The sequence below is a fragment of the Petralouisia muris genome (assembly GCF_004793545.1).
Taxonomy (GTDB): Bacteria; Bacillota; Clostridia; order Lachnospirales; family Lachnospiraceae; genus Petralouisia; species Petralouisia muris.
The window spans coordinates 55,466-82,298 of record NZ_SRYA01000002.1; the positions used below are offsets into that span (position 1 = coordinate 55,466).

Below are 26,833 nucleotides of genomic sequence, written 5' to 3' on the forward strand. Positions count from 1 at the left end.
TTGTAATGCAATATTTAACAGGAGGATAGGAAAATGGTAACGAAAATTATATTAGTGGTGATTTTACTTTGCAGCATGATTATTCCGGTGGGCGGATTCTTACTCAGCAAGCGGAAAGAGGGAGGTTTTAAAGCAGCGTTGGCCAGCAATCTGTTTTTCTTCTTCGGAACTGTGTTAGTAGCAGATATTTTATTGTTTGGCGGTAATGTGCAGGCAGCGGGAGAGGCGGCAGAAGCCAGCGTGGAAGGATGGCGTTATCTTGCCGCAGCGTTGTCTACAGGGCTTTCCTGTATCGGTGCGGGTATCGCTGTAGCAAGTGCAGCCAGCGCGGCTTTGGGAGCGCTCAGCGAAGATTCCAGCATTATGGGTAAAGCATTGATTTTCGTGGCTCTGGCAGAGTCGATTGCTCTTTATGGTCTGTTGATTTCCTTCTCAATTCTGGGATAAAGGAGATCGGTTATGAAGATGTATTTAATCAGTGATAACAGGGATACCTGGACGGGAATGCGGTTAGCCGGAGTGGAAGGCGTTGTGGTGCATGAGCGTCAGGAGCTGAAAGAAGCGCTGGATACTGTGCTTCAGGATAAGGAGATTGGAATTGTACTGCTGACGGAGAAGTTTGGCAGGGAGTTTCCGGATTTGATTGATGAAGTAAAGTTAAACCGGCGGCTGCCCCTGCTGATTGAGATTCCGGATCGCCATGGAACCGGCCGAAAGGAGAATTTTATCACAGATTACGTCAGTGAGGCAATTGGACTGAAACTTTAGAAGCTGTCCGGACGGGAGGAAAAGGAATGCAGATAAAGGAAAAGCTGGAGGTATTTCGGAAGTTTACCATTGATGTGGCAAACAGTGAAAGCAATACGTTGATTCGTGAATACGAAGAGGCCTGTGAAAGAGAGACAGAAGAATTCCGAAAGAACAGGCAGATAGAAATGGAACATAAATTTCAGATGGAAGAAACCGCAATCCGGCGGGAGCTTAACCGGAAAGTATCGGAAGAGGTAGTGCGTCAGAAGCAGCTTTTGGACAGATGTAAACGGGAGTGGGAAGAGAAGCTGTTTGAAAAAGTGAAGGATCGGCTCAAGAAGTATCAGCAGACAGAAGATTACAATAAGTATTTGATTGCAAAAATCGCAATGGCGAAGGAAGTGGCTGGGGAAGAAGAGGTTACTGTGTATATCAATCCTTCTGATGTAGATAAGAAGGAGATGCTGGAAGAGAAAACAGGCGTGGAAGTAACAGTCAGTACCATGGAATTCGGCGGAGGAATCCGGGCGGTGATCCGTTCCAGGAATATTTTGATTGATGAATCCTTTATGACGAAGTTAGAGCAGGAGGAGACGTTTCTATGAATGTAACAGGTAAAATATATGGGATTAATGGGCCGATTATCACCATTTTAGGCAATCTGGGGTTTAAAATGTCTGAGATGGTCTATGTGGGAGAGCACCGTCTGGTGGGGGAAGTCATTGGGTTAACCAAAGAGCAGACAACCATCCAGGTATTTGAGGAAACCACAGGGCTGAGGCCCGGAGAGTTGGTGGAGGGCGCCGGACGGGCCCTTTGCGTGACGCTGGCGCCGGGTATCATTACCAATATTTTTGATGGAATTGAGCGCCCCCTGCAGTTGATCGGACAGCAGTCAGGCGCCTACATTCCCCGGGGCGTCAATGTGGATTTGCTGGATCGGGAAAAGAAATGGGATACAAAGATCACTGTGAAGAAAGGAGATATCCTGACTGCCGGAATGATTATTGCGGAAGTGCCGGAAACGCCTGCCATTGTTCACAAGGTGATGGTGCCGCCGGGGATGGAAGGCACGGTAATAAGCGTCTCTGAGGACGGCTCCTACACCATTGAAGAGACTCTGGCGGTGATCCGTAACCGGGCCGGGGAGGAGCAAAAGCTTACCATGACCCAGAAATGGCCCATCCGTGTGCCAAGGCCCATTCAGAGGCGTTATCCGGCTGATCGTCTGCTGGTGACCGGCCAGCGGATTTTGGATACCCTCTTTCCCATTGCAAAAGGCGGAACTGCCGCAATTCCGGGAGGTTTCGGAACAGGAAAGACCATGACCCAGCATCAGCTTGCCAAGTGGTCGGATGCAGATATTATCATTTATATCGGATGCGGCGAGCGTGGAAATGAGATGACGAATGTGCTGGAAGAATTTTCCAGGCTGGTAGATCCCAAAACAGGAAATCTTCTGATGGATCGGACTACGTTGATTGCAAATACCTCCAATATGCCGGTGGCGGCGCGTGAGGCAAGCATTTATACCGGCCTAACTCTGGCAGAATATTACAGGGATATGGGCTATCACGTGGCGATTATGGCAGATTCCACTTCCCGCTGGGCGGAAGCGCTGCGGGAGCTTTCGGGACGTCTGGAGGAAATGCCGGCGGAGGAAGGATTTCCGGCTTATCTGGCCAGCCGTCTCTCTGCCTTTTATGAACGGGCCGGGTATGTGGAGAACTTAAATGGCACAGACGGAAGCGTTACGATTATTGGGGCGGTTTCCCCCCAGGGCGGTGATTTTTCTGAACCGGTAACCCAGAATACCAAGCGTTTTGTCCGCTGTTTTTTGGCGCTGGATAAATCACTGGCTTATGCAAGGCATTATCCTGCCATCAACTGGCTTACCAGCTATACAGAATATCTGAATGATTTGGAAGGATGGTATGGGGCCAATGCAGGGGCGGATTTTATTCCCTGCAGGAATGAACTTCTGAATATTCTTACCACAGAGAGTCGCTTGAATGAGATTGTCAAGTTAATCGGAAGCGATGTGCTGCCGGACGACCAGAAGCTGATTCTGGAAATTGCAAGAGTGATTCGGCTGGGCTTTCTGCAGCAGAATGCATTTCATGAGGAAGATACCTTTGTGCCTCTGGAAAAACAGCTTCGGATGATGAAGGTAATCCTGTATCTTTATGATAAATGCAAAGAGTTAATCGAGATGGGAATGCCTATGGCGCTGCTGCGGGAAAACCGTATTTTTGAGAAAATAATTGCCATTAAATATGATGTGGCCAATAAAGATTTGTATAAATTTGATGAATACCGGCAGATGATCGATGAATTTTACCGGAGTCTGCTGGAAACCAATGCATAGGAGGGTGGATATGTCAATTGAATATTTAGGATTAAGCGAAATCAATGGCCCCCTGATTGCATTGGAGGGCGTGAAGCATGCCTTTTTTGAAGAAATGGTGGAATTCGTGGTAGAGGGCGGCAAGCGCAAAAAAGGGAAAATTGTTGCCCTGGATGAAGATAAGGCAGTGATTCAGGTCTTTGACACTACCGATGAAATGTCTTTGAAGAACACCCATACCAGGTTAAGCGGCCATCCCATGGAAATTGGCCTGTCACCAGAGATTCTGGGAAGAACCTTTAACGGGTTGGGAGAGCCTATCGACGGACTGGGAAGAATCAATCCGGAGGTGACTCTGGATGTGAACGGACTGCCTTTAAATCCCTGTGTCAGAGAATATCCCAGGAACTATATCCAGACAGGAATCTCTGCCATTGACGCATTGACGACGTTGATTCGGGGACAGAAGCTTCCGATTTTTTCCGGAAACGGACTGCCCCACGATCAGCTTGCCGCCCAGATTGTAGAACAGGCGTCTCTGGGAGAAGGCTCCAAGGAAGAATTTGGCATTGTGTTTGCCGCTATGGGAGTGAAATATGATGTGGCAGAATTTTTCCGACGGAGGTTTGAGGAAAGCGGCGTAAGTTCCCATGTAACCATGTTTCTGAACCTGTCTAATGACCCGGTGGCGGAGCGTTTGATTACGCCTAAGGTAGCGCTGACTGCAGCAGAATATCTGGCGTTTGAGAAAAACATGCATATTCTGGTAATCCTTACGGACATGACTTCATTTGCAGAGGCTATGAGGGAGGTGTCTTCTTCCAAAGGAGAAATTCCCAGCCGGAAGGGGTATCCCGGATATCTCTACAGTGAGCTGGCAACCTTGTATGAGCGCGCCGGAATTGTGCAGGGGAGAAGCGGTAGCGTAACTCAGATTCCGATTCTCACCATGCCCAATGATGATATTACCCATCCCATTCCTGACCTGACCGGATATATTACGGAAGGACAGATTGTACTGGAGCGTTCTCTGCATCAGAAGAATGTCTATCCTCCCATCAATGTGCTGCCTTCTCTGTCCCGTCTGATGAAGGACGGCATTGGGGCGGAATATACCAGGGAGGATCATCAGGATGTAGCCAACCAGCTCTTTTCTTCCTATGCTCGTGTGGGGGAGGCGAGAGATCTGGCAAGCGTTATCGGTGAAGATGAATTGTCGGAAACAGATAAGAAATATCTGGAATTCGGCATAGGATTTGAACAGGAGTTTGTGTCTCAGGGAGCCAGTGAGAACCGTACCATTGAAGAAACATTGGACATTGGCTGGAAGCTTCTGCATATCCTGCCCAAAGAGGAATTAGACCGGATTGATACAAAAATATTAGAAAAACACTGGTGAGGTGACTAGATGGATCCGAATACATTTCCAACAAAAGGCAATTTAATGCTTGCGAAAAATTCCCTGGCGCTGTCCAGGCAGGGCTATGAATTGATGGATAAGAAGCGGAATATCCTAATTCGGGAACTGATGGATCTGATAGAGCAGGCAACGGATATTCAAAAAGAGATTGACGTGACCTTTACCAGCGCTTATCAGGCATTGCAGAAAGCCAATATCCAGATGGGGATTCATGAGGTGGAGGCGTTAAGCCTCAGCGTGCCGGTGGAAAATTCCATTTCCATTAAGCGCAGAAGCGTGATGGGAACGGAAATTCCCAAGGTGGAATATGAGGAAAGCAAGCTGCAGCCTTCTTATCCTTTTTATGGGACGAAAATGTCCCTGGACGAAGCTTGTGAGAAATTTCAGAAAGTAAAGGAATTAACCATACGGCTGGCTCAGGTGGAAACCTCTGCCTACCGTCTTGCCTATAATATCAAGAAAACTCAGAAACGGGCCAATGCGCTGCAGAATATCACAATTCCCAAATATGAGACGCTGACCAAGAGCATACAGAGTGCCCTGGAGGAAAAAGAAAGAGAAGAATTTACCAGATTGAAAGTCATTAAGCGGATGAAGAGCCGTTAATAGGAAGAAGCACTGGGAATGAAGGAGATTTACTGGAAGAGGTTATGAAAGCGGTATGGAAAAAGCAGAAGGAATGGAAGCATACAGGCAGCAGATGCCTGCATTTGAAGTAATCAATGAAGTGAAGAAAGCGATTATCGGAAAAGACGACTGTATTGTGAAGGCTGTGGCGGCAATTCTGGCAAGAGGGCATATCCTTTTAAACGACATTCCGGGAGTGGGCAAAACCACCCTCGCTATGGCCTTGTCCAAGTCTATGTCCCTGCAGCAGAATAGAGTGCAGTTTACCCCGGACGTGCTGCCCTCAGATTTGACAGGATTTTCCATTTATCAGAAGGAATCCGGAGCCTTTGTCTATCAGCCGGGAAGCGTAATGTGCAATCTGCTGCTGGCGGATGAGATCAACAGAACTTCTCCCAAGACCCAGTCGGCTCTTTTGGAGGTAATGGAGGAGCAAAAGGTAACAGTGGACGGTATCAGCCGGCAGGTTCCCTCTCCGTTTATTGTGATTGCCACCCAGAATCCGGTGGGAAGCGCCGGCACCTGGATGCTGCCGGAGGCTCAGCTTGACCGTTTTATGGTCTGTCTCCGGCTGGGATACCCCAGGATAGAGGATGAAATTGATATTTTAAAAGGAAAGCAGATCCGGGAAGAGGTAGAGGCAGTGATTTCCAGAGAGGAACTGCTGGAAATGCAGGAGATGACAGAGCAGGTGTTTGTCCAGGATGAAATCTATCAATATATTGGAACTCTGGTAACCTCCACCAGAAATCATCCTATGGTGGAGCTGGGAATCAGCCCCAGGGGTTCTATTAATATTTTGCAGATGGGCAAGGCCCTCGCTTTTTTGCGGCAGAGGGAGTATGTGATTCCAGAGGATGTCAGGGATGTGTTTCTTTCTGTCTGCGCACATCGGATGGTATTGAATGCCAAGGCAAGAGTGGCCCATATGGATGCAGAGCAGATTCTGCAGGAAATGTTAAGGGCCATGCCGATGCCGAAAGCCGTAAAGGGACGAAAATGAGAAAAATACTTTTGTATGCGCTTGCAGCGGCAGGCGCAGGTTATGCGGCAATAATTTATAACAGTAAAGGGTTTCTGATGTTGTTTGGGGCTGCGGTATTACTGCTGCCTTTTTTGCTATGCATGTTGTGGTACAGCAGAAAACATATGGATTGTGAGCTATTGTTTTCCTCTTATCCGGAGGAAGATGGCAGGTATCGAGTGAGACTTTTCGTAAATAATAACAGTCCCTTTTATCTGGCGGAAGTCCGTGCAAAGGTAGTGCTGAAACGTCTGGAAAATAAGGAAAAGTATACCGTAAAGATTGCGGGCAGAGTTGGCGCCGGGAAAAAAGTGAAGCTGGAGGGAAACGCAGGAAGTCTGGAATTCGGGGCGTGGCAGGCAGAATGCCGTTATTTGGCCTGTTATGACTGTCTGGGGCTGTTTGCCTGGAAAAAGAAAGTGAAGCAGAAAAAACAGGTGATGATTTTTCCGGCATGTTATGAGACCAATGTTAAGGCAGGCATTCGTACCAGGTTGTTTCTGGCGGATGGAGAAGTTTACCATCCACAGAGCAAAGGGGATGATCCGGCGGAGGTTTTGAAACTGCGGGGCTATCAGAAGGGGGATCGGCTGAATAGGGTTCATTGGAAGCTGTCGGCCAGAAATGAGGAATTAATCGTGGCTGAGATGAGTATGCCTATCGGCTGCAATGTGGCATTGTTTTTAGACGCCTGTACGAATACGATAAACCGGGAAATGCGCAGAGCTTACTGGGAGGTATTGAACACTGTCTCTCAGGAATTGCTGATACAGGAGTGCTTTCATTATCTGGTGTGGTACAATGAAGGGGAACAGAGACTGCAGCGTAAAGCGGTTCGGGAGTTTCAGGATTTGACGGATTTCTGGAGTGGGATTTTAAGATACCGGATGGGGCGGTGTGCTTTTCAGAAGGAATACGGACAGGAATTTCGGGGAGAAAGCTACGTTACCGGGATTTTGTGGAATCAGGAACTGGAACTGTATTGTAATGGGGAGTTTCTGGTGAAAGCGGAACCTGGGCGGGTGAAGGAACAGTTGTTGGAGTTGGAATTGACAGTATGATTTTTCATACAAGGAGGAATATTATGAATCCAATGATCAAGTACAGAGGCGGCAAATCAAAAGAGATTTCTCATTTTATCAATCATATGCCGAAACAATATTCCAGGTACATAGAACCTTTTTTGGAGGAGGGGCTTTATATTTTTACCTTCAGCCAGAAAAGGTGATTATAAATGATGTTAATTTTTATGCTGTATTCTTTTTATAAAGAAATGCAGGAAAAATATCCTGATGCCAGAATTCAATTAGATAGGCTACAGAAAATATATGAAGAAAATCAGGCAGCATATTTTTATTTTCTTAGATCCACCGTATGATTGTATTTTCAGTGATTATGGAAATGACAATTATAGAGATGGATTTGGGGAAGATGAACATAAAAGACTGGCCAGTGATTTTAAAAATTTGTCAGCAAAGGCATTGTTGGTTATTGGGAAAACGCTGTTAACGCAAGAATTATATGGTAAGTACATTGTAGAAGAATATGATAAGCGGTGAATATATGCGCAAAGAAGTAGAAAAAATCTTTCAGGAACAATTGATTCAGGAAAAACTCAGACAAGGGAATCGAAAGATAATTCATTGGATAAATTTGTAAGAACCAAAGTAAGTAATTTACGTGATTATACAGATGCATGTTACAGATATTTGCGTGCAACAGGCATGGTTGAAATATCCCAAAGAGGGAATTCGCTGTCAATTATGTATGAGAAAAAACAAGAGGTAGAATTCTTTTTAGATCATGTTGATAGAAAACCAATTTTTGTAGATGATGAGGCAAAGTATAAGGATTATCTATTTAATGCGTCGCTGTCAATATTGTATTCTGATGATCGGGAACGGTTGTTGACGCAAGTTTCTGAATTTATGGAAACGTCGCTTGATTTCACTCAAATTATGACATAACAGTTGAAAGATAAATTAGAGGAAGTGATTCAAAATAGAAAAACAGCAATTATTGAGCAGCAGGTGAGGGATTTAAAAGAATATAAAGAGTATAGTGATATAATGGAAGTTTTTAATGATATTAAGGATAATACGTTATATGATGCGCCGTTGATGCTGGAATGGAACACATGGCGGGCGATGACGATGCTTGATGGCGGTGAGATAAAAGCAAATTATGGTGGACAGTCTGTAATAGTGCCTGTGGAATTAGATGTATTTATTAATATGGTTGAACAGTCATATAGGGCAGGATATGTTCCAGATGCAGAACAGATAAAAGGGATTTTTAAGTATTCAATAGAACAGGCAAAGTTAGCGCAGGATGAAAATGAATGGTATGCAAAAGTGAAGAATAAAATGTTGAATTGGTTATAAAGCAAGCATATCGGAAACAACTGTAATTAAAAGAAAATTGGAGATAGAAATGGCAGCAAACCTACATGATAAGAAAGCGTCAACTGAATATGGCAGGATACCATTCTTTTACCGGTTAAAAGCCGGAATCTCTTTGTTTTTGGCAATTTACGGCATATTCCTGTGTATGGAAAACCTTTTGCTGTCTGGAACGGCCAATCGTGGCCTGCTTTTATTGGCAGGCCTGATCCTGATTCTGACAGAAATCATGTATCTGGGGAAAAAACAGAGGGTGATAGTCAGTCTGTTGTTTGTAATGGTTCTTGGAACAGCAGTGCGTCTCAATCAGCCGATTTTTTCAGAGGGAGGGAAAGAAATTGCCAACCGCGTACTGGAATTGATTAACAGATATTACCGGACGGAATACCTGACCTGGTTTGTGAAGCCAGAGGGCTCAGAAAAAATCTGGTGTTTTATGCTTTTGTGCGCTCTGCTGGGATTTTTAGAGAGCTTGTTGGTCGTATCAGTCAGCAGCCGGGCTTATGAAGAAAATAAATCTTATTTTAAGAAATGGAAGGTGCGTGTTGCTTTTTTAATCGTTCCGGCGTTGATTTTTGTGCTGGGAAGCTATGTGGGAATTCCTCCTTCTGAGACAGAGGTGCTGCTGATATTGGCGGGATTTCTGGCATGGAACCTGGAGCTGAAGGAGAAGGGAGCATGGATTCCAGGAACGGGACTTGCAGTGATTCTTGTGCTGGCGGCGATTTTTTCTGAAAGCGGTCTGGCCCGGCAGCTGATGGCCCGCTGGCATACTCCTTGGTATCAGAACCAGCTTCAGTTGGAAGATCAGCTGCTGGAACTTGTGGATAAAGTCAGCGGTATTCAATTGTTTTCGGGTAATAAAGCACAAAGTGAGTATATGCTTGGCAATGACAAGCCAAATCAGACTGGAAAAGAATTATTCCGAATTACAACGGATAAACGGCCGGAACAGACGTTTTACATCCGGGGATTTATTGGCGGGGATTATGCGGGAGGAAGCTGGAAAGCAGTATCGAAGCAGGAGTTTTCTGACTGGGCCCAGAACCAGGGGATTTCCAATCAGGCAGGAAGGGAAGCGGTGCAGAATTACCCTTACCAGACCTTAAAAGAGCGTGAAAAAACAGATCAGGGCTATGTGGCCCGGGATGTAACCATAGAACTTAAGAATCCTGTTTCAGGTTATACCCTGTCTCCTTATTATAGTGAAATTCCTGAGGATCAGCCTGCAGAGGGAGATGGAATGCTGTCGCCCCAGGGGCAGAAAGAATTTATGTGGAACAGCTTTCTGTTTCTGAAAGACTGGCAGCGGGAAGGATTTCACTCTGTCAGCGCCTGGGAACAGAAGGTATCAGTCCGTGACCTGTCAGGTCAAACAGAAGAAGAGAGAATCTGGGAGAATTATTGTTCTTATGTGCAGCAGGTCTATACCCGTCTGCCAAAGCAGGGGTTGGAACGGGTGAAAGAACTGGCAGAGCCTTATGCGCAATTAAATTTGTGGGGCAATCAACTGGATTTGGACAAACTGCAGGGAAAAGAGGACTCCCAGGGAGCTTTTGAAGAAGAGAATCAGGAAGAGGGGGTTTTTGAAGAAGAGAATCAGGAAGAGGGAGTTTTTGAGGAAGGGAGCCAGGAAGAGGAAACTTTTGGGGAAGAAGGGGAGCCAGGTCAGGAGATTCAGCCAGGTCAGGAACTTAGAATTCCGGAATACAGGATTATGCAGGTAAAGATGCTTCTCTGGTCTAATACGGAGTACAGCCAGAATCTGGAACCGGTGCCGGAGGGAGAGGATTACACAGAGTATTTTTTGCTGGAGCAGAAAAAAGGATTCTGCGTTCATTATGCTACGGCAGGGACGCTGATGCTTAGAATGCTGGGAGTTCCTGCACGATATGTCAGCGGATATGTGGTATTTCCGGAGGATTTTCATAAGAACAAAGACGGTACCTTTACTGCTGTGGTAAAGGATCAGCGAGGTCATGCCTGGACAGAAGTTTTTCAGAATGATACAGGGTTTTATCCTTTGGAAGTGACGCCGCCATCCTACTTAACAATTCTGGCGGATTTGGAGCCTGGAGAGGATGTGGAGGAAGCGCTTCAAGAATGGGAACAAGGAGGAGAGGAAGAAGCGTTAAATGAGCCGACTCCTGAGTCAAAACAGCAGGAGGAAGAGAATACCCATCCTCCTGCATTAGAAGAGGAGCAGCCAGAGGATCAAGAACCGGCAGCAGCAAAGACGGAAAGCAGCGCCAAAAGGGATGAAAACAGAGACGCTGCCATTCCAGGGCCAGTAAAAGCAGCCAGCGTCAGTCTGGCAGGAATTGTGCTTATTTGCGGGATGTTCTGGAGTTGGAAGAAATATATGCAGAGGAAGCGGCAGGCGGAATTTTATCAGGAAAATCGCAGCAAAGGTGCGCTGGCTATGGGAAAAGCCCTGGAAACATTACTGAAATCAAAGGGGTTGGAGCGTGAAAAAAGTATGGGGGATCAGGAGTATGGAGCATATTTGGCTCAAAAGCTGCCGGAGTTGGAGTGGGAGAGGGCAGTTTCTATTTGGCAGAAAGCGGCCTTTTCCCAACAGGGCATTACGGAAGAGGAATTCCTGGCAGCGGAGGAATTTTATCAGAAATCGGTGAGAGCGCTGAAGAAATAGAGGGTTTGGAATCTATACAGATTTTCCAAGAAAAATTTCTCTTGACAAGAAAATGCATAAATGTATACAATAATCCATGGAAATTATTTTCCAGCAAGGAGGGTCTGGTTTGAATGGAGCAAGTCATTCACTGGGACAGCAGGTCTTTCAGAAAATCAGGGAAGATATTTTAAATGGAACATATTCCAGAGGAAAAGAATTGAAAGAAAAGCCGATAGGAGAAGAACTGGGCGTGAGCCGTACGCCGGTGCGTGAGGCCCTGCGGCAGTTGGAATTGGAAGGATTAATTACGATTATTCCCAACAAAGGAGCCTTTGTAGTAGGATTTTCCGGTCAGGATATCCGGGACATTTATGAGATGCGTTTGGCCCTGGAAGTGCTGTGCGCCAAAAGGGCGGCCCTGTCTGCCGATAAGATTCAGATAGAGATGATGGAAGAAATTCTTTATCTGGCAGATTTTCATCTTAATAAGGGGCATATGGAACAGATGATGGGGCTGGATGATAAATTTCATGGAATACTTTATGAAGCCGGTGGAAGCAAGATGCTGGAGCATGCATTGAAAGACTATCACCATTATCTGAGCCGGGCAAGGAAAATCAGCCTGGCAGATTCAAAGAGGGCTCATCAGTCTAACCAGGAACACTGGAAGATTTTAGAGGCCGTGAAAGACAGGAATACAAAAAAAGTGGAACAAGCAGTCAATCTGCACATCAGCAGAGCAATTCAAAATATGGAAACATCAGGAGGAAGAGAGCATGGATAAAATTAAAATGACAACGCCGCTGGTAGAGATGGATGGGGATGAAATGACCCGTATTCTCTGGAAAATGATTAAGGACGAGTTATTGTGCCCGTTTGTGGACTTAAAGACGGAATATTATGATCTGGGACTGGAATATCGGAATGAGACGGACGATCAGGTAACCTTTGATTCCGCCAACGCCACGAAGAAATACGGCGTTGCTGTGAAATGCGCTACTATTACGCCCAATGCAGCCCGCATGGAGGAATATGATTTAAAGCAAATGTGGAAAAGTCCCAATGGAACCATCCGCGCAATTTTGGACGGAACGGTATTCCGCACCCCCATTACCGTAAAGGGAATTGAGCCATGTGTGAAGAACTGGAAGAAGCCCATTACCATTGCAAGACATGCTTATGGGGATGTGTACAAGGCCAGTGAGATGAAGATTCCGGGAGCAGGGAAATGTGAACTGGTCTACACGGCAGAGGACGGCACTGTGACCCGGGAGCTGATTCATGATTTTACCGGAGCAGGCGTGATCCAGGGGCAGCATAATCTGAATGGTTCCATAGAAAGCTTCGCAAGAAGCTGCTTCAATTATGCATTGGATACCAGACAGGATTTGTGGTTTGCAACCAAGGATACTATTTCTAAGAAATATGACCATACCTTCAAGGACATTTTCCAGGAGATTTATGATAAGGAATATGATGAGCGATTTAAAGCAGCTGGAATCGAATATTTCTACACGCTGATTGACGATGCAGTAGCGCGTATTATGAAAGCGGAGGGAGGATTTATTTGGGCATGTAAGAATTATGACGGAGATGTCATGAGCGACATGGTAAGTTCTGCCTTCGGATCCCTTGCCATGATGACTTCCGTATTGGTATCTCCCGAAGGGTATTATGAATATGAAGCAGCCCACGGAACCGTACAGCGTCATTATTATAAGCATCTGAAGGGAGAGGAGACTTCCACCAATTCCGTAGCCACCATTTTTGCATGGACGGGAGCCCTTCGTAAGAGAGGAGAACTGGACAAGCTGCCGGAACTTTCTGCATTTGCAGACAAGCTGGAAGAGGCTTGCCTGTCAACCATTGAATCCGGCAAAATGACAAAGGATCTTGCGCTGATTACCACATTGAAGGATGTGACGGTATTAAACAGCGAAGGCTTTATCAAAGCAATCCGGGAGAAATTGGAAACATTACTGTGAAACCCCTAAATTTTCCCAGTAAGGATGGCAGAGTATGAGGATAGTTATTGTTAAGGAGAGAGAATTATGATTTTAGCCTGCCAAAATATCAGCAAAGCCTTTGGCACCGATGAAATCATACAACATGCTTCTTTTCATATTGAAGAAAATGAAAAGGCGGCGATTGTAGGAATCAACGGAGCAGGAAAAACCACCCTGCTCCGGATTATTGTGGGAGAATTGGAGGCAGACGAAGGAAATGTGATTCTGGCAAAAAAAAGAAGCCTGGGATATCTGCCCCAGAATCCGGATATTGAAGGAAATCGGACGATTTATGAAGAGGTGCTTTCCGCTAGGGAAGAATTGGTTGCCATGCAGGAAGAATTGATTGGCATGGAGCGGGAAATGAGCCGTGTCACCGGGAAAGAGCTGGAACGGCTGATGGAAAGCTACAATCGCCGGAATCTGGAATTTGAACAGAAGGGCGGTCCATCTTATAAAAGTGAAATTGTAGGGGTGCTTAAGGGGCTTGGATTTGAGGAAGAAGAATTTGCCAAGCATATGCAGGAATTGAGCGGCGGACAGCGTACCCGGGTGTGTCTCGGCAAGCTTCTGGTGACGAAGCCGGACGTCATTCTGCTGGACGAGCCAACCAACCATCTGGATATCGGTTCCATTACCTGGCTGGAGACATTTCTTCTGAATTACAAAGGGGCGGTGGTGATTGTAAGTCATGACCGCTATTTTCTGGATCGGGTGGTACGGAAAGTGGTGGAAGTGGATCGCTGTAAGGTATCGGTGTTTTCTGGCAATTACAGCGATTACGCCGTGAAAAAAGCCCAGGTGCGGGAGGCCCAGTTAAAACAGTATTATAACCAGCAGCAGGAAATTAAACATCAGGAGGAAGTGATTGCAAAACTGAAATCCTTCAATCGGGAAAAGTCCATCAAACGGGCGGAAAGCCGAGAAAAAATGCTGAATAAAATTCAACGTTTGGAGAAGCCCACAGAGGTAAATACAGATATTCATCTGCATCTGGAACCGGGGATTGTAAGCGGAAATGATGTGATTTCTGTGGAAAATCTGGCAAAAGCCTATCCAGGTCAGCCGCTGTTTGCGGATTTGTCCTTTGAAATCAAGCGGGGGGAACACGTTGCGTTGATTGGGGATAACGGAACGGGCAAAACCACGATTCTGAAAATCATCAATGATATGGTAAAAGCGGATCAGGGTACCGTCAAACTGGGAACCAATGTGCATATCGGGTATTATGATCAGGAACATCAGGTGCTCCATTCGGAGAAAACCCTGGTGGAGGAAATTTCAGATGAATATCCTTATCTGACCAATACGGAGATCCGAAATGTGCTGGCGGCTTTTCTCTTCACGGGAGATGAGGTATTTAAGCGGATTTCAGAATTAAGCGGCGGAGAGCGGGGCCGTGTGTCCCTGGCAAAGCTGATGCTTTCAGAAGCGAATTTTCTGATTTTGGACGAGCCCACCAACCACCTTGATATTACCTCTAAGGAAATTCTGGAGCAGGCGTTGAATTGTTATACGGGAACGGCTCTCTTTGTAAGCCATGACCGGTATTTCATCAATAAGACAGCCACAAGGATTCTGGATTTAACTGGTAATACGCTGGTAAATTATATCGGAAATTACGATTATTATCTGGAAAAATGCAAAGAACTTACCGATATTTATGTATCGGGCAAAGAAACCGTTCAGAAAGCGGAAGCTGTCAGCAGCAATAAGGCGGATTGGAAACAGAAGAAAGAAGAACAGGCAAGGCAGCGGAAGCTTGAAAATGACAGGAAACGGACAGAAGACAAGATTGAAGCAGCAGAGCAGCGGATAGGAGAACTGGAGGAAGCATTTTCTGACAGTGAGATTGCAACGAATTCAGCAAAGCTGCAAGAGCTGCATCAGGAATATGAGGAGAAGCAAAAAGAACTGGAAGCGCTGTATGAGCATTGGGAAACATTGATGTAACCCAAGATTGCGGTTAAGAAATAAATAGAAAGTTTCACACATTGACATATATTATCAGATTCATTATAATAAAATGAAGTGAGAAAAGCGGCGAGCGGATGCCCGTGAGACAGGAGAAGAGAGAATGGAAAAAGAAATATCACAGGCAGTGATCCGAAGAATGCCAAGATATTACAGATACCTGGGGGAACTTCTGGATGACGGAGTGGAACGGATTTCCTCCAATGAATTGAGCACAAGAATGCGTGTGACTGCATCTCAGATCAGGCAGGATTTGAATAATTTTGGTGGGTTTGGACAACAGGGCTATGGTTATAATGTGAAGTATCTTTATGATGAGATTGGCAAGATTCTGGGAATGAATCAGCGGCACAATATCATCATTGTGGGCGCCGGCAATCTAGGGCAGGCGTTAGCCAATTACGTCAAATTCGAGAAATGGGGATTTGTGATTATCGGATTATTTGATGTGAATTCGGCGTTGAAGGGGATTTCCGTCAGGGGAATCGAAGTGCGTATGATGGATGAACTGGAGGAGTTTCTAAAGAAGAACCAAGTGGATATTGCAGCGCTTACTCTGCCTAAGGAGAAGGCGGATGAAGTTGCAAACTGGCTGGTGAACCTTGGAATCCGGGCGATCTGGAATTTTGCACATTTGGATCTGGAGCTGCCGGAGCATGTGGTGGTGGAAAACGTGCATCTTTCAGACAGCCTGATGCAGTTATCCTATAATATTGTGAGAACAGAGAAATCAAAAGATAAGAAGTGAGCATATGAGTAAAAGGAAAAATACAAGCCCCGGATTTGACAAAATTGCACAGACAAGAGAGCTTCCGCCGCTGGTGCTGGATCAGAAATGGCACCAGCTGTTTCTGGATGGCAGCAAGCCTGCAAAGGTGGCGAAGCTGGAGCAGAAAGTAAGCGGCCATTTGTCCCGTCAGGGCCACTTGACCCAGGAACTCAAAGAACTGAAATCTTTGAAAAACAAACTGATGAAAAATATAGTTGCAAACATGGATGAAATTGGGGAAACAGGACAGGAGACCAGGAAGCTTCAGGAGGATAGAAGGCTGATTACAGAGATTAATCAGCGGATGGACTCCTGCCGTCAGGAATTAGACGAACTGCAGGAATTGATGAAAAAGGACAATGAGGAGCTGATGACGGAGACCTTGGAGTACTGCTATGGAATTATGAACAGCAATGAGAAGGAACAGGAAGAACTGGCCCAGTGGATTGCAAAGACCCGGACGGAGCTGAAGATAAAGATTATCCGTAAGGACGCCATTGAGGATCAAAGCAGGGCAATCTATGCGTATCTTCATGATATTTTCGGCGCCCAGGTGATTGGCGCGTTTGATTTGAAATATGGAGAGGAATATAAAAAAGCAAACAAATAAAAGGCAGTCTTGGCAGAGAAACGCCGGGGGTGTCTTTTTTCGGAATTTGCAATGGATTTTTCCGGAAAAATCCAGTCTTTTTGCAGAGGTTTTGCGGAGAATCCAGGCAGGAGGTTGAGATGAAGATTCTGGTAAACAGCAGGCAGATGAAGCAGTGTGATAAGAATACTATAGAGCGTTTTGGCGTGCCCTCTCTGGTGCTGATGGAGCGGGCAGCCTTAAGCACAGCGGAAGAAATTGACAGATATTTCCAGGTAAATCAGGGACAGGGCACAGTTTTAAGCCCAGCGAAGAAAACCGACAGATTTTTCCAGGTGAGTCAGCAACAGGGCACGGCCTTAACCACAGTGGAGGAACCTGGCAGGCAGCTTTGCAAAAATCACAGGAAGAAATTATCAGTCCTTGCAGTTTGTGGATTTGGAAATAACGGCGGAGACGGACTTGCCATCGGCCGTTTGCTCTGGCAGCGTGGATATGAGGTTACAATTGTTATGCCGTCGGAATCGGGAAAACTTTCCGAAGAGACAAAAATTCAGAAAGAGATATTATGCAATTACGGACTTGAGATAACAGATTCCATGCCAGAGGGGGAATTTGACGTTGTGATAGACGCGCTGTTCGGGATCGGGCTCACCAGAAATCTGGAGGGAGCATACCGGGAATACATTACAGAAATGAATGAAAAATCCGGACTGAAAGTGGCGGCAGATATTCCTTCCGGCATCCATGCAGATACCGGGGAAGTGATGGGCGTTGGGTTTCGGGCAGATGTGACAGTAACCTTTGCATTTGCCAAGCCTGGGCTTTTGCTGTATCCAGGCGCGGAATATGCCGGGAAAGTTCTGGTAAAGGATATTGGAATTGATGCTTGCAGTTTCCTGGAAGCGAAGCCGAACCTGTTTGCTGCCGAATCGGAGGATTTGATGCGGATTCCCCGAAGGAAAAATCATTCCAACAAGGGAAGCTACGGGAAAGTCCTGACGGCGGCAGGACATAAGAATATGGCGGGAGCTGCTTTTTTAAGCGGAAAAGCCTCCTATCTTACCGGGGCAGGGCTTGTAAGGATATTTACAGAAGAACAGAACCGGGTGATTCTGCAGGAGCTGCTGCCGGAGGCTATTCTGACCACCTGGGAAGGTACGGAAGTTTTGGAAGAAACGCTGTCAGAGGCTCTTTTCTGGGGAACGGTAATTGCAGTTGGCCCGGGGCTCGGCACAGAAAAAAACGCTGGGAAAATAATAGAATTAATCTTAAAGAAAGCGAAGGTTCCGGTCATTCTGGATGCAGATGGATTGAATGTCATCTCAGACCATTTAAAATGGCTGAAGGAAGCGGCGGCTCCTGTAATTGTGACGCCCCACCTGGGAGAGATGGCAAGGCTGACGAAGAAAAGCATTTCTGATATACAAAAGAATTTATTGCAGGCTGCACAGGAATTTGCAGAAGAATATCAGGTAATATGTATTTTAAAGGATGCAGGAACTATCACAGCATTGCCGGACGGCAGGGCCTATATCAATACCAGCGGAAATCACGGGATGGCGACGGCTGGTTCCGGAGATGTGCTGACCGGAATTCTGGCGGGGCTGGTTGCCCAGGGAATGGCGCCTTGGGAGGCGGCTTTTACGGGGGTATATCTCCATGGGGCGGCTGCGGAGAAACAGGTGCAGCAGACTGGAACCTACGGAATGATGGCCCGGGATATTCTGGATGGAATCAAGATGGTTCTGAAAGAAAAGGAAGGGATATCACAATGAAATCATACAGCAGGGCGTATGCGGAAATAAATCTGGATGCAGTCATTCATAATATTTCCCAGATGGAAAAAGCTATTGGGAAGGATACGAAGATTATAGGAGTAATCAAGGCGGACGGATACGGGCACGGCGCTGTTCCAATTGGAAAAGAACTGGAAAGGTTGGAATCTGTCTGGGGGTATGCAGTTGCCACTGCAGAGGAAGCGGCAATTCTGCGCAGAAATGAATTAAAGAAGCCTGTATTGGTTCTTGGCACTGTTTTTCCGGAGCAGTATGGAATTTTGGCAAAACAGGAGATCCGGGCTACGGTATATTCCATGAAACAGGCCAAGGGGCTTGAGGATTTTGCAAAAGAACAAGGTCAGTCAGTGAGGATTCACCTGAAAATAGACACGGGCTTAAGCCGCCTTGGATTTCAGGTGACGGAGGAAGCGGCAGATGAACTGGCACAGATTGTTAAGATGCCACATATGATAGTGGAAGGGATATTTACGCATTTTGCAAAGGCGGACGCCCAGGATAAAACCATGGCGAAAGACCAGTTCAGGCAGTTTCTGAAGATGAAAGAAATGCTGGCGCAGCGGGGAATTTCCATTCCTGTCAGCCATTGCGCCAACAGTGCGGCTATGATTGATATGCCAAAAACCAACATGAGCCTGGTGCGGGCGGGAATAAGCCTTTACGGCTTGTGGCCTTCCGATGAAGTCAGGAAAGAACATCTTGATTTGCAGCCGGCGCTGTCTTTAAAGAGCCGCATTGTGTTTCTGAAAGAACTGAAACCGGGGAGGACTGTCAGCTACGGGGCCACTTATGAGACGAAAAAAACTCAGAGGATTGCCACAATTCCTGTGGGATATGCAGATGGGTATGCCAGAAGCCTTTCTAATCGAGGCTATGTGCTGATACATGGAAAAGCAGCGCCTATTTGCGGCCGCATCTGCATGGATCAGTTTATGGCGGATGTTACAGATATCCCGGAGGCGGCTGAGGGGGATACGGTAACCCTGATAGGCAGGGATGGTTCTCGGGAGATTTCTATGGAAGAAATCGGAGATTTGTCCGGCAGATTTAACTATGAATTTGCCTGTGACCTGGGAAAACGCATTCCAAGGGTATATGTACGGGAAGGGAAAGTGACAGAAACCAGAGATTATTTTGGAGAATAAACTGTATACACACGAAAAAATTGGGAAGAATAGGAAATAACCTATAAAGTTTTGGAGTGTGAGAAAAGTGATTATTCATCGAGGAGATATTTATTATGCGGATTTACGGCCGGTGGTAGGGTCTGAACAGGGAGGGGTGCGTCCGGTGCTGATTATACAGAATGATGTTGGAAACCGGCACAGCCCTACGGTAATTTGTGCGGCCATTACCTCAAAAATGAACAAGGCGAAACTTCCAACTCATGTAGAGCTGGAGGCGTCAAGGTATGATTTGATGAAAGATTCTGTGGTGCTGTTAGAGCAGCTTCGCACCATTGATAAACAGCGGCTGAAGGATAAAGTATGCCGCTTGGACAGTGAGATACTGAAAAAAGTAGACAGAGCGCTTGAGATCAGCCTGGAATTGTATACATAAATCTTGACTAATATGCATGAAAATGGTATATTTCAAGTGTTTTAGAATACAAATGCAAAAGGAGCATGAAAAATGGATGATGGCGGGAGTCCGGTCATAGGGCTTATAGTATTTTTGGTTTTGGTGGCAGTCAGCGGAGGATTGTACGGCTTTCTTACGGCATTGGAAGAGGTGACGGAGAGCCAGGTACAGAAACGGGCGGAAGAAGGCAGCAGGCATGCGGCCTGGCTTCTTTTAGTGATGGACGATCCTTACAAAACCAGGCACGCAATTCAGATTATGGTAACTTTTGTCAGCGGTATCTTCGGAATTTACCAGATACGCATGTTGGGAAATTTTCTGGTCCACAGTTTATCGCAGGAGGGGGCAGACCCGGGAATCCGAAGCTTATGCTTTGTTCTGGCGACGGTGGCGGGAATTTTCTTTTTTGCGGTAGTCGGAATTATTGCGCCTCAGAAGATTGCGGCAAGGAAACCGGAGCAATGGCTCTTTGCGCTGGCGGGGATTCTTCACGGTATGGTGTCTGTGCTGAGATTTTACACTTACCCGGCGGAGAAGATTTCCAATCTGGTAGTCAGGCTTGCGGGTGTGGACCCAAATGCAAGTTTTGACGATGTGACGGAAGAAGAAATTATTTCCATGGTAAAGGAAGGACATGAGCAGGGAGTTCTGCAGGCCAGTGAAGCGGAAATGATTCACAATATTTTTGCCTTTGATGACAAGGAGGCCAAAGATATTATGACCCACCGCAAGCATGTGGCGGCCATTGAAGGCAGGACGCAGCTGAAGGATGCTTTGGAATTTATTCTGGAGGCAAATAATTCCAGGTTCCCGGTATACAAGGACGATATTGACAATATTATCGGAATCATACATATGAAGGACGTTATGATTGAGAGCCGGAGAGGGGAGCATCTGGACTGGGCCGTACAGGATATCCCGGGACTGGTCCGGGAAGCGTTTTTTATTCCGGAGACAAGAAATATCAATGACTTGTTTAAAGGCATGCAGTCGAAAAAAAACCATATGGTAATTGTGGTGGACGAGTACGGACAGACAGCGGGCATTGTGGCCATGGAAGATATTCTGGAAGAAATTGTCGGAAATATTTTTGATGAATATGATGAAGAGGAAACTACCATCATAAGTCAGCCGGACGGAAGCTTTATGATGAGCGGACTGGCGCCTTTTCAGGAAGTCTGCGGAATTCTGGAGCTTGCTTTAGAGGAAGCGGAGTATGAGACTTTAAACGGATTTCTGATTTCCCTGATTGGAAGGATACCGGGGGAGCAGGAACAGTTTGAACTGGACTGTGAGGGGTGGCGTTTTCATGTGCTTTCCGTCAGGGACAAGATGATCCATACGGTAAAAGTGACAAAACACGAGAGGATTTTCCGGGAACCGGAGGAGAAACTACAACAGAATGTAGAAGCTGAAATCAAATAGCATACTAAATCTTGTCATATTTGCCAGAACATGATAGAATACAGAATAGAGAGAAAGAGAAGCAGAAAAGAGGAAAACATATGTCAGGACATTCTAAATTTGCCAACATCAAACACAAGAAAGAAAAGAATGATGCGGCAAAAGGGAAAATTTTTACGATTATTGGACGCGAAATTGCAGTTGCGGTGAAAGAAGGCGGCGCAGATCCGGCGAATAACAGCCGTTTGAGAGATGTAATCGCAAAGGCAAAGGCCAATAATATGCCCAATGATACCATTGACAGAGGAATTAAGAAAGCGGCGGGAGACGCCAATGCTGTCAATTATGAGTTTGTATCATACGAGGGCTATGGGCCGAATGGGACGGCGATTATTGTGGATGCTTTGACAGACAATAAGAACCGGACAGCGGCAAATGTAAGGAGCGCATTTACCAAGGGAAATGGGAATGTAGGGACGCCCGGGTGCGTATCTTATATGTTTGACAAGAAAGGACAGATTATCATTGACAAGGAGGAATGCCAACTGGAACCGGATGATCTGATGATGACTGCGCTGGACGCAGGAGCAGAGGATTTTTCCGAAGAAGAAGACAGCTATGAAGTTATTACAGATCCGGACTCTTTCAGCGAAGTCCGGCAGAAGTTAGAAGATGAAGGAATACCCATGGCTTCGGCGGAGGTAACCATGATTCCTCAGAACTGGGTGGAATTAACGGATGAAACTGCAATTAAAAATCTTCAGAAAACGTTGGATCTTTTAGAAGAAGATGATGATGTACAGGCTGTGTATCACAACTGGGACGAATAAAGTATTGAGTTTATGTGAAGTTACAAAACCGAATTTTAGAAAAAAAGTACAGGGGGACCAAAATGAAAAACTTAAAAATAGGTACAAAATTATTAATAACATTTATGCTTATCATCATTTTATTCTGTGCGACAGTGGTAACTGCAATTAACGGATTAGATGAAAGCGCCGAAAAGTATTCAGAATTTTACAATGTGGGATATCAGATTACCAATAAAGTTATGAACATGCGCCGCGGACTGCAGATTATTGTAAAAGATATTTCCTTTGTGACGATGGAAGAGGATGCAGAGCAGATCGAGGTTTACAAAGCAGATTTAGAGAAGGAGCTGGATCTTCTGTCAGAAAACGGCGACTGGCTGTTCCAGAATTTTACAGGAGATAATAAGCTGCTGGAAGAATTTTCCGCCTATATCACAGAGGCGGTGGAAATGCAGAAAACCGTGATGAAGCTGGCTGAGACGGATCGGCCGGGGGCCCAGAAAATGCTGTTGGAAGAATATCAGCCCATGGTTGAAAAAGCTGTAAATTCCCTGATTAATGTCAGTGATGTGGCAGAGAAAAATGCAGAGTCAGATTATGAACTTACGGTTAATATGCAGAAAAATCTGAAGTTGATTCAGTACGGCATGGCAGGCGGGGCTCTGCTGATTACATTGATTCTTTCTCTTTATCTGACAAGGGCAATTACCAAGCCTTTGAAGGAACTGGAAGATTCTGCAGAGAAGATTGTATCTGGTAATTTTGACATTAAAGTAACTTATGAGTCAAAGGATGAGTTGGGCAGACTGGCAAAGGCGTTTAAGAAGATGACAGACACATTGGAGGATATTATTACAGACGCTTCCAGGCTTCTGAGCGAAATGGCAGACGGCAACTTTGACGTGCGCACCCATGCGGAAGAAGAATATGTGGGAGAATTCCAGGGCTTGTTATCCTCCATACGCAGGCTGAACCGTGATCTGAGCATAACGCTGGGACAGATTAACCGAAGCGCCGATCAGGTTGCAGCAGGTTCCGATCAGGTGTCCATCGGCGCCCAGGCTCTTTCTCAGGGTTCCACGGAACAGGCTGCTGCAGTGGAAGAGTTGGCTACTACAATTGCGGGTATTTCCACCCAGGTGAAGGATACGGCGGAAGATGCGCTGAAGGCAAAAGAACAGTCTACCACAGCGGGAGACGAAGCGGAAGAATGCAACAGACAGATGCGTGATATGATGTCTGCAATGGAAGAAATTACACGTACTTCCGATGAAATTGGAAAGATTATTAAGACCATTGAAGATATTGCGTTCCAGACCAATATTCTGGCATTGAACGCGGCAGTGGAGGCTTCCAGGGCAGGTACGGCAGGAAAAGGATTTGCAGTGGTTGCAGACGAGGTGCGCAACCTTGCAAGCAAGAGTTCTGCCGCTTCCCAGAATACGGCAGAATTAATTGAAAGCTCCATCAAGGCAGTGACCCGAGGCACCAAGATTGCAGATTCTACGGCTCAGTCCCTGGTGAAAGTAGTGGACGAAGTTCGTTCTGCTTCCGGCAAGGTGGATAAGATTGCAGATGCGGCAGAAGAGCAGGCAGGCGCAATTGAACAGGTTACTCTGGGGATCAACCAGATTTCCAGTGTGGTACAGACCAACTCTGCCACCTCCGAAGAGAGCGCAGCAGCCAGTCAGGAGCTTTCCGAACAGGCAGATATGCTGAAACGGCTTGTTGCAAAGTTTATTCTCCGTGCAGAATATGCCCTGGCTTCTACTCCGGATCAGGGATATGATCAGGGCGGACACTCCGGCGATTACATAAATCTGGATTAAGAACGAAGATAGGAATCAATCAGGCAATCGCCGTTTTTCCGAACAGGAAGGCTGTGCGGCAGGAGGAGAAGGCACATGAGCAATTATCAGATAGAGACAAAATGTATTCAGTCCGGCTGGCATCCTGGAAAGGGAGAACCGAGAGTTCTCCCCATTTACCAGAGCACTACATTTAAATATGACACCAGTGAACAGATGGGCAGGCTGTTTGATCTGGAGGACAGCGGGTATTTTTATACCAGACTGCAGAATCCCACCAACGATGCAGTGGCAGAGAAGATCTGTGAACTGGAAGGCGGAGTGGCTGCGATGCTTACGTCGTCCGGACAGGCTGCAAATTATTATGCAATATTCAATATTTGTGAAGCGGGAGATCATATGATATGTTCTTCCACTGTGTATGGCGGCACCTTTAACCTGTTTGGGGCAACGCTGAAGAAACAGGGGATTTCATGCACTTTTGTGGATCCTGACGCTTCTCTGGAAGAGCTGTCCCAGGCGTTTTTGCCTAATACAAAAGCAGTGTTTGCAGAATCCATTGCCAATCCGGCATTGGTAGTTCTGGATATTGAGAAATTTGCTAAGGCAGCCCATGATCATGGAGTTCTCTTGATTGTGGACAATACATTTCCAACGCCTATTAATTGCCGTCCTTTTGAATGGGGCGCAGATATCGTCACCCATTCCACCACCAAATATATGGATGGACATGCAATGTGCGTGGGAGGCTGTATTGTGGATAGCGGGAATTTTGACTGGAATCAGCATGCGGAGAAATATCCGGGGCTGACTCAGCCGGATCCCACCTATCATGGGATTGTTTATACGGAGAAATTCGGCAAAGGGGCATATATTACCAAGGCAACGGCGCAGATTATGAGAGATTTGGGTTCCATCCAGTCTCCCCAGAATGCGTTTTTGCTGAATGTAGGATTGGAGACACTGCATCTGCGAGTGCCAAGGCATTGTGAGAATGCCAGAGAGGTTGCGGAATTTTTGAACGGCCATGAGAAAGTGGCATGGGTAAATTTTGCAGGTCTCAAAGACAATAAGTATTATGATTTGGCGAAGAAGTATATGCCAAATGGCACCTGCGGCGTAATTTCCTTTGGGTTAAAAGGAGGAAGAAAAGTTTCCGTAGATTTTATGGATAGGCTGAACATGATTGCAATTGTGACTCACGTTGCAGACGCCCGTACCTGTGTCCTGCATCCTGCCAGCCACACCCACAGGCAGATGACAGATGAACAGTTAGTGGAAGCAGGCGTGGCGCCGGATTTGATTCGTTTGTCCGTTGGAATTGAAAACGTTCAGGATATTCTTGAGGATCTTGCGCAGGCTTTAGAAGGCGTAGACAATGATTAATTTTGGAGGAGTAGATATGAGAAAAATTCTGTTTGCAGCATCAGAGTGTGTACCTTTTATTAAGACAGGCGGATTGGCCGATGTATGCGGCGCTCTGCCCAAGGAATTTGATAAAAACGAATGGGATATCAGAGTTGTGCTTCCGAACTATACTTGTATTCCGGAAAAATGGCGGAACCAGTTTGAGTATGTCACTCATTTTTACATGAGCTGCGGAAGTTACATACAAAATAAGTATGTGGGCGTTTTACAGTATAAGCTGGATGGAATTACTTATTATTTTATTGATAATCAGGAATATTTTGATTGTTTTCTGCCGTATGGAGACATCAGATTCGACGTGGAGAAATTCGTGTTCTTTGACAAGGCGGTATTGTCCATGCTTCCGCTGATTAATTTCCAGCCACAGATTATTCATTGTCATGACTGGGAGACAGGTTTTATACCAGTGTATCTGAAAACAGAGTTCCAGGGAGATATGTTCTTCTGGGGCATGAAATCCATTATTACCATTCATAACCTGAAGTTCCAGGGAATCTGGGATGTAAAGACCATGAAGGGCCTGACAGGCTTCCCCACAGATTTGTTTGTGCCGGATAAGCTGGAATTTAAGAAAGACGCCAATATGCTGAAGGGCGGTCTGGTATATGCAGATTATATTACCACAGTAAGTGATACCTACGCACAGGAGATTCAGACCAATTATTATGGCGAAGGATTAAACGGGCTGCTGGCGGCAAGACACATGGATATGCAGGGAATTGTCAACGGCATTGATTATAATGAATATAATCCGGCAGCGGACAGCAAGATTTATGTGAACTATGATGCAGGAAGCCACAGGAAGAAGAAAGCCTTAAACAAAGAAAGGCTGCAGCAGGATCTGGGACTTGCGGTAGACAAGAAGCGTTACATGATTGGACTGATTTCCCGTCTGACGGATCAGAAGGGTCTGGATTTGATCAATTATGTGATTGAGCGGATTATTGATGATTATACCCAGTTGGTTGTAATCGGGACCGGAGATCCTCAGTATGAGAATATGTTCCGTCACTTTGCATGGAAATATCCGGATAAAATTTCCGCAAATATCTGCTATTCTGATGATTTGGCCCATAAGCTGTATGCGGCGGCAGACGCATTCCTGATGCCCTCCAGATTTGAGCCCTGCGGCCTGACCCAGATGATTTCTTTCCGCTATGGAACCATTCCGATTGTGCGTGAAACCGGCGGTTTGAAGGATACAGTACAGCCTTACAATGAATATGATAATGTAGGAGACGGATTCTCCTTTACCAATTATAACGGAGAGGAAATGCTGAATATCATCAATTATTCCAAGCAGATTTTCTTTGATAAGAAGCGTCAGTGGAACCAGATGATAGACCGCGCTATGGCCAATGATTATTCCTGGAATGCTTCCAAGTTCCGATATGAAGGACTGTATAAGTATTTGATGGGCGAGTGTTAAGAGATTTTGATTGCCCAGGAGGTGGAAAA

General features: G+C 45.9%; 26 protein-coding genes. All 26 read left to right on the forward strand.

The genetic code is table 11. From position 1 onward, the window contains the following. Positions 1 to 33 precede the first annotated feature (33 nt). The 26 genes from E5329_RS01395 (at position 34) to glgA (ending at position 26,804) form a co-directional block, all read left to right on the forward strand. Positions 34 to 447, forward strand: coding sequence for an ATP synthase subunit C (locus E5329_RS01395; protein WP_135987797.1), 414 nt, complete (start codon positions 34 to 36; stop codon positions 445 to 447). Positions 448 to 459: 12 nt separating this feature from the next. Further along, complete coding sequence (locus E5329_RS01400; protein WP_135987798.1) at positions 460 to 768, forward strand: V-type ATP synthase subunit F; 309 nt, start codon at positions 460 to 462, stop codon at positions 766 to 768. A gap of 26 nt (positions 769 to 794) precedes the next feature. Then, positions 795 to 1,355 (forward strand): V-type ATP synthase subunit E, encoded by a 561-nt coding sequence (locus E5329_RS01405; RefSeq protein WP_135987799.1) that lies wholly within the window; start codon positions 795 to 797, stop codon positions 1,353 to 1,355. Then, positions 1,352 to 3,118 carry a V-type ATP synthase subunit A gene (locus E5329_RS01410; RefSeq protein ID WP_135987800.1) on the forward strand — a complete coding sequence of 589 codons (1,767 nt, stop codon included), beginning with the start codon at positions 1,352 to 1,354 and terminating at the stop codon, positions 3,116 to 3,118. The genes E5329_RS01405 and E5329_RS01410 overlap by 4 nt, the downstream gene beginning before the upstream one ends. A gap of 10 nt (positions 3,119 to 3,128) precedes the next feature. Next, entirely contained in the window at positions 3,129 to 4,496 is a 1,368-nt protein-coding gene (locus E5329_RS01415) for a V-type ATP synthase subunit B (RefSeq protein WP_135987801.1), read from the forward strand. Positions 4,497 to 4,505: 9 nt separating this feature from the next. Then, positions 4,506 to 5,123 carry a V-type ATP synthase subunit D gene (locus tag E5329_RS01420; protein ID WP_135987802.1) on the forward strand — a complete coding sequence of 206 codons (618 nt, stop codon included), beginning with the start codon at positions 4,506 to 4,508 and terminating at the stop codon, positions 5,121 to 5,123. A 55-nt stretch (positions 5,124 to 5,178) separates the two neighbouring features. Then, positions 5,179 to 6,147 (forward strand): AAA family ATPase, encoded by a 969-nt coding sequence (locus E5329_RS01425; RefSeq protein WP_275442906.1) that lies wholly within the window; start codon positions 5,179 to 5,181, stop codon positions 6,145 to 6,147. Then, a complete protein-coding gene (locus E5329_RS01430) occupies positions 6,144 to 7,229 on the forward strand; it encodes a DUF58 domain-containing protein (protein ID WP_135987803.1) in 1,086 nt (361 codons plus the stop codon). The genes E5329_RS01425 and E5329_RS01430 overlap by 4 nt, the downstream gene beginning before the upstream one ends. 23 nt (positions 7,230 to 7,252) lie before the next feature. After that, positions 7,253 to 7,396, forward strand: a complete 144-nt coding sequence (locus tag E5329_RS29575; protein ID WP_168356475.1) for a hypothetical protein — start codon at positions 7,253 to 7,255, stop codon at positions 7,394 to 7,396. A 100-nt stretch (positions 7,397 to 7,496) separates the two neighbouring features. After that, complete coding sequence (locus tag E5329_RS29580) at positions 7,497 to 7,727, forward strand: DNA adenine methylase (RefSeq protein ID WP_168356476.1); 231 nt, start codon at positions 7,497 to 7,499, stop codon at positions 7,725 to 7,727. Positions 7,728 to 7,811: 84 nt separating this feature from the next. After that, positions 7,812 to 8,135: an AlwI family type II restriction endonuclease gene (locus E5329_RS01440; protein ID WP_168356477.1), complete on the forward strand. Its 324-nt coding sequence runs from the start codon at positions 7,812 to 7,814 to the stop codon at positions 8,133 to 8,135. A gap of 3 nt (positions 8,136 to 8,138) precedes the next feature. Continuing rightward, positions 8,139 to 8,552 (forward strand): PDDEXK family nuclease, encoded by a 414-nt coding sequence (locus tag E5329_RS01445; RefSeq protein ID WP_135987805.1) that lies wholly within the window; start codon positions 8,139 to 8,141, stop codon positions 8,550 to 8,552. Positions 8,553 to 8,601: 49 nt separating this feature from the next. Beyond that, complete coding sequence (locus E5329_RS01450; protein ID WP_135987806.1) at positions 8,602 to 11,223, forward strand: transglutaminase domain-containing protein; 2,622 nt, start codon at positions 8,602 to 8,604, stop codon at positions 11,221 to 11,223. A 109-nt stretch (positions 11,224 to 11,332) separates the two neighbouring features. Next, positions 11,333 to 11,989 (forward strand): GntR family transcriptional regulator, encoded by a 657-nt coding sequence (locus E5329_RS01455; protein ID WP_135987807.1) that lies wholly within the window; start codon positions 11,333 to 11,335, stop codon positions 11,987 to 11,989. Beyond that, positions 11,982 to 13,190: an NADP-dependent isocitrate dehydrogenase gene (locus E5329_RS01460; protein WP_135987808.1), complete on the forward strand. Its 1,209-nt coding sequence runs from the start codon at positions 11,982 to 11,984 to the stop codon at positions 13,188 to 13,190. Before E5329_RS01455 ends, E5329_RS01460 begins: the two co-directional genes overlap by 8 nt. A 66-nt stretch (positions 13,191 to 13,256) precedes the next feature. Next, positions 13,257 to 15,164, forward strand: coding sequence for a ribosomal protection-like ABC-F family protein (abc-f, locus tag E5329_RS01465; RefSeq protein WP_135987809.1), 1,908 nt, complete (start codon positions 13,257 to 13,259; stop codon positions 15,162 to 15,164). A 124-nt stretch (positions 15,165 to 15,288) separates the two neighbouring features. Beyond that, positions 15,289 to 15,933: a redox-sensing transcriptional repressor Rex gene (locus E5329_RS01470; protein WP_135987810.1), complete on the forward strand. Its 645-nt coding sequence runs from the start codon at positions 15,289 to 15,291 to the stop codon at positions 15,931 to 15,933. 4 nt (positions 15,934 to 15,937) lie between these two features. After that, positions 15,938 to 16,564, forward strand: a complete 627-nt coding sequence (locus tag E5329_RS01475; protein ID WP_135987811.1) for a hypothetical protein — start codon at positions 15,938 to 15,940, stop codon at positions 16,562 to 16,564. Between the two features lie 119 nt (positions 16,565 to 16,683). Next, positions 16,684 to 18,321, forward strand: a complete 1,638-nt coding sequence (locus tag E5329_RS01480) for an NAD(P)H-hydrate dehydratase (protein ID WP_135987812.1) — start codon at positions 16,684 to 16,686, stop codon at positions 18,319 to 18,321. Continuing rightward, positions 18,318 to 19,487, forward strand: a complete 1,170-nt coding sequence (gene alr / locus E5329_RS01485; RefSeq protein WP_135987813.1) for an alanine racemase — start codon at positions 18,318 to 18,320, stop codon at positions 19,485 to 19,487. Before E5329_RS01480 ends, alr begins: the two co-directional genes overlap by 4 nt. A gap of 67 nt (positions 19,488 to 19,554) precedes the next feature. Beyond that, on the forward strand, positions 19,555 to 19,902 hold the full coding sequence (locus E5329_RS01490) for a type II toxin-antitoxin system PemK/MazF family toxin (protein ID WP_135987814.1): 348 nt from the start codon (positions 19,555 to 19,557) through the stop codon (positions 19,900 to 19,902). Positions 19,903 to 19,974: 72 nt separating this feature from the next. Then, positions 19,975 to 21,348 (forward strand): hemolysin family protein, encoded by a 1,374-nt coding sequence (locus E5329_RS01495; protein ID WP_135987815.1) that lies wholly within the window; start codon positions 19,975 to 19,977, stop codon positions 21,346 to 21,348. An 80-nt stretch (positions 21,349 to 21,428) separates the two neighbouring features. Beyond that, positions 21,429 to 22,157, forward strand: a complete 729-nt coding sequence (locus E5329_RS01500) for a YebC/PmpR family DNA-binding transcriptional regulator (protein WP_135987816.1) — start codon at positions 21,429 to 21,431, stop codon at positions 22,155 to 22,157. 62 nt (positions 22,158 to 22,219) lie between these two features. After that, the gene (locus E5329_RS01505; protein ID WP_135987817.1) at positions 22,220 to 23,968 is read left to right on the forward strand and encodes a methyl-accepting chemotaxis protein; all 1,749 of its coding nucleotides are present in this window, start codon (positions 22,220 to 22,222) and stop codon (positions 23,966 to 23,968) included. A gap of 75 nt (positions 23,969 to 24,043) precedes the next feature. Further along, positions 24,044 to 25,333, forward strand: a complete 1,290-nt coding sequence (locus E5329_RS01510) for an O-acetylhomoserine aminocarboxypropyltransferase/cysteine synthase family protein (protein ID WP_135987818.1) — start codon at positions 24,044 to 24,046, stop codon at positions 25,331 to 25,333. A gap of 16 nt (positions 25,334 to 25,349) precedes the next feature. Further along, complete coding sequence (gene glgA, locus E5329_RS01515; protein ID WP_135987819.1) at positions 25,350 to 26,804, forward strand: glycogen synthase GlgA; 1,455 nt, start codon at positions 25,350 to 25,352, stop codon at positions 26,802 to 26,804. The last annotated feature ends 29 nt before the right edge of the window (positions 26,805 to 26,833 follow it).

Bases quoted from the DNA above. Each gene is read 5' to 3' on its own strand.
- E5329_RS29575 (WP_168356475.1), top strand. From the start codon at position 7,253: ATGAATCCAATGATCAAGTACAGAGGCGGCAAATCAAAAGAGATTTCT.
- E5329_RS01400 (WP_135987798.1), top strand. From the start codon at position 460: ATGAAGATGTATTTAATCAGTGATAACAGGGATACCTGGACGGGAATG.
- alr (WP_135987813.1), top strand. From the start codon at position 18,318: ATGAAATCATACAGCAGGGCGTATGCGGAAATAAATCTGGATGCAGTC.
- E5329_RS01480 (WP_135987812.1), top strand. From the start codon at position 16,684: ATGAAGATTCTGGTAAACAGCAGGCAGATGAAGCAGTGTGATAAGAAT.
- E5329_RS29580 (WP_168356476.1), top strand. From the start codon at position 7,497: ATGAAGAAAATCAGGCAGCATATTTTTATTTTCTTAGATCCACCGTAT.
- E5329_RS01425 (WP_275442906.1), top strand. From the start codon at position 5,179: ATGGAAAAAGCAGAAGGAATGGAAGCATACAGGCAGCAGATGCCTGCA.
- E5329_RS01510 (WP_135987818.1), top strand. From the start codon at position 24,044: ATGAGCAATTATCAGATAGAGACAAAATGTATTCAGTCCGGCTGGCAT.
- E5329_RS01475 (WP_135987811.1), top strand. From the start codon at position 15,938: ATGAGTAAAAGGAAAAATACAAGCCCCGGATTTGACAAAATTGCACAG.
- E5329_RS01505 (WP_135987817.1), top strand. From the start codon at position 22,220: ATGAAAAACTTAAAAATAGGTACAAAATTATTAATAACATTTATGCTT.
- E5329_RS01500 (WP_135987816.1), top strand. From the start codon at position 21,429: ATGTCAGGACATTCTAAATTTGCCAACATCAAACACAAGAAAGAAAAG.
- E5329_RS01430 (WP_135987803.1), top strand. From the start codon at position 6,144: ATGAGAAAAATACTTTTGTATGCGCTTGCAGCGGCAGGCGCAGGTTAT.
- E5329_RS01495 (WP_135987815.1), top strand. From the start codon at position 19,975: ATGGATGATGGCGGGAGTCCGGTCATAGGGCTTATAGTATTTTTGGTT.
- E5329_RS01420 (WP_135987802.1), top strand. From the start codon at position 4,506: ATGGATCCGAATACATTTCCAACAAAAGGCAATTTAATGCTTGCGAAA.
- E5329_RS01410 (WP_135987800.1), top strand. From the start codon at position 1,352: ATGAATGTAACAGGTAAAATATATGGGATTAATGGGCCGATTATCACC.
- abc-f (WP_135987809.1), top strand. From the start codon at position 13,257: ATGATTTTAGCCTGCCAAAATATCAGCAAAGCCTTTGGCACCGATGAA.
- E5329_RS01405 (WP_135987799.1), top strand. From the start codon at position 795: ATGCAGATAAAGGAAAAGCTGGAGGTATTTCGGAAGTTTACCATTGAT.
- E5329_RS01470 (WP_135987810.1), top strand. From the start codon at position 15,289: ATGGAAAAAGAAATATCACAGGCAGTGATCCGAAGAATGCCAAGATAT.
- glgA (WP_135987819.1), top strand. From the start codon at position 25,350: ATGAGAAAAATTCTGTTTGCAGCATCAGAGTGTGTACCTTTTATTAAG.
- E5329_RS01450 (WP_135987806.1), top strand. From the start codon at position 8,602: ATGGCAGCAAACCTACATGATAAGAAAGCGTCAACTGAATATGGCAGG.
- E5329_RS01395 (WP_135987797.1), top strand. From the start codon at position 34: ATGGTAACGAAAATTATATTAGTGGTGATTTTACTTTGCAGCATGATT.
- E5329_RS01460 (WP_135987808.1), top strand. From the start codon at position 11,982: ATGGATAAAATTAAAATGACAACGCCGCTGGTAGAGATGGATGGGGAT.
- E5329_RS01415 (WP_135987801.1), top strand. From the start codon at position 3,129: ATGTCAATTGAATATTTAGGATTAAGCGAAATCAATGGCCCCCTGATT.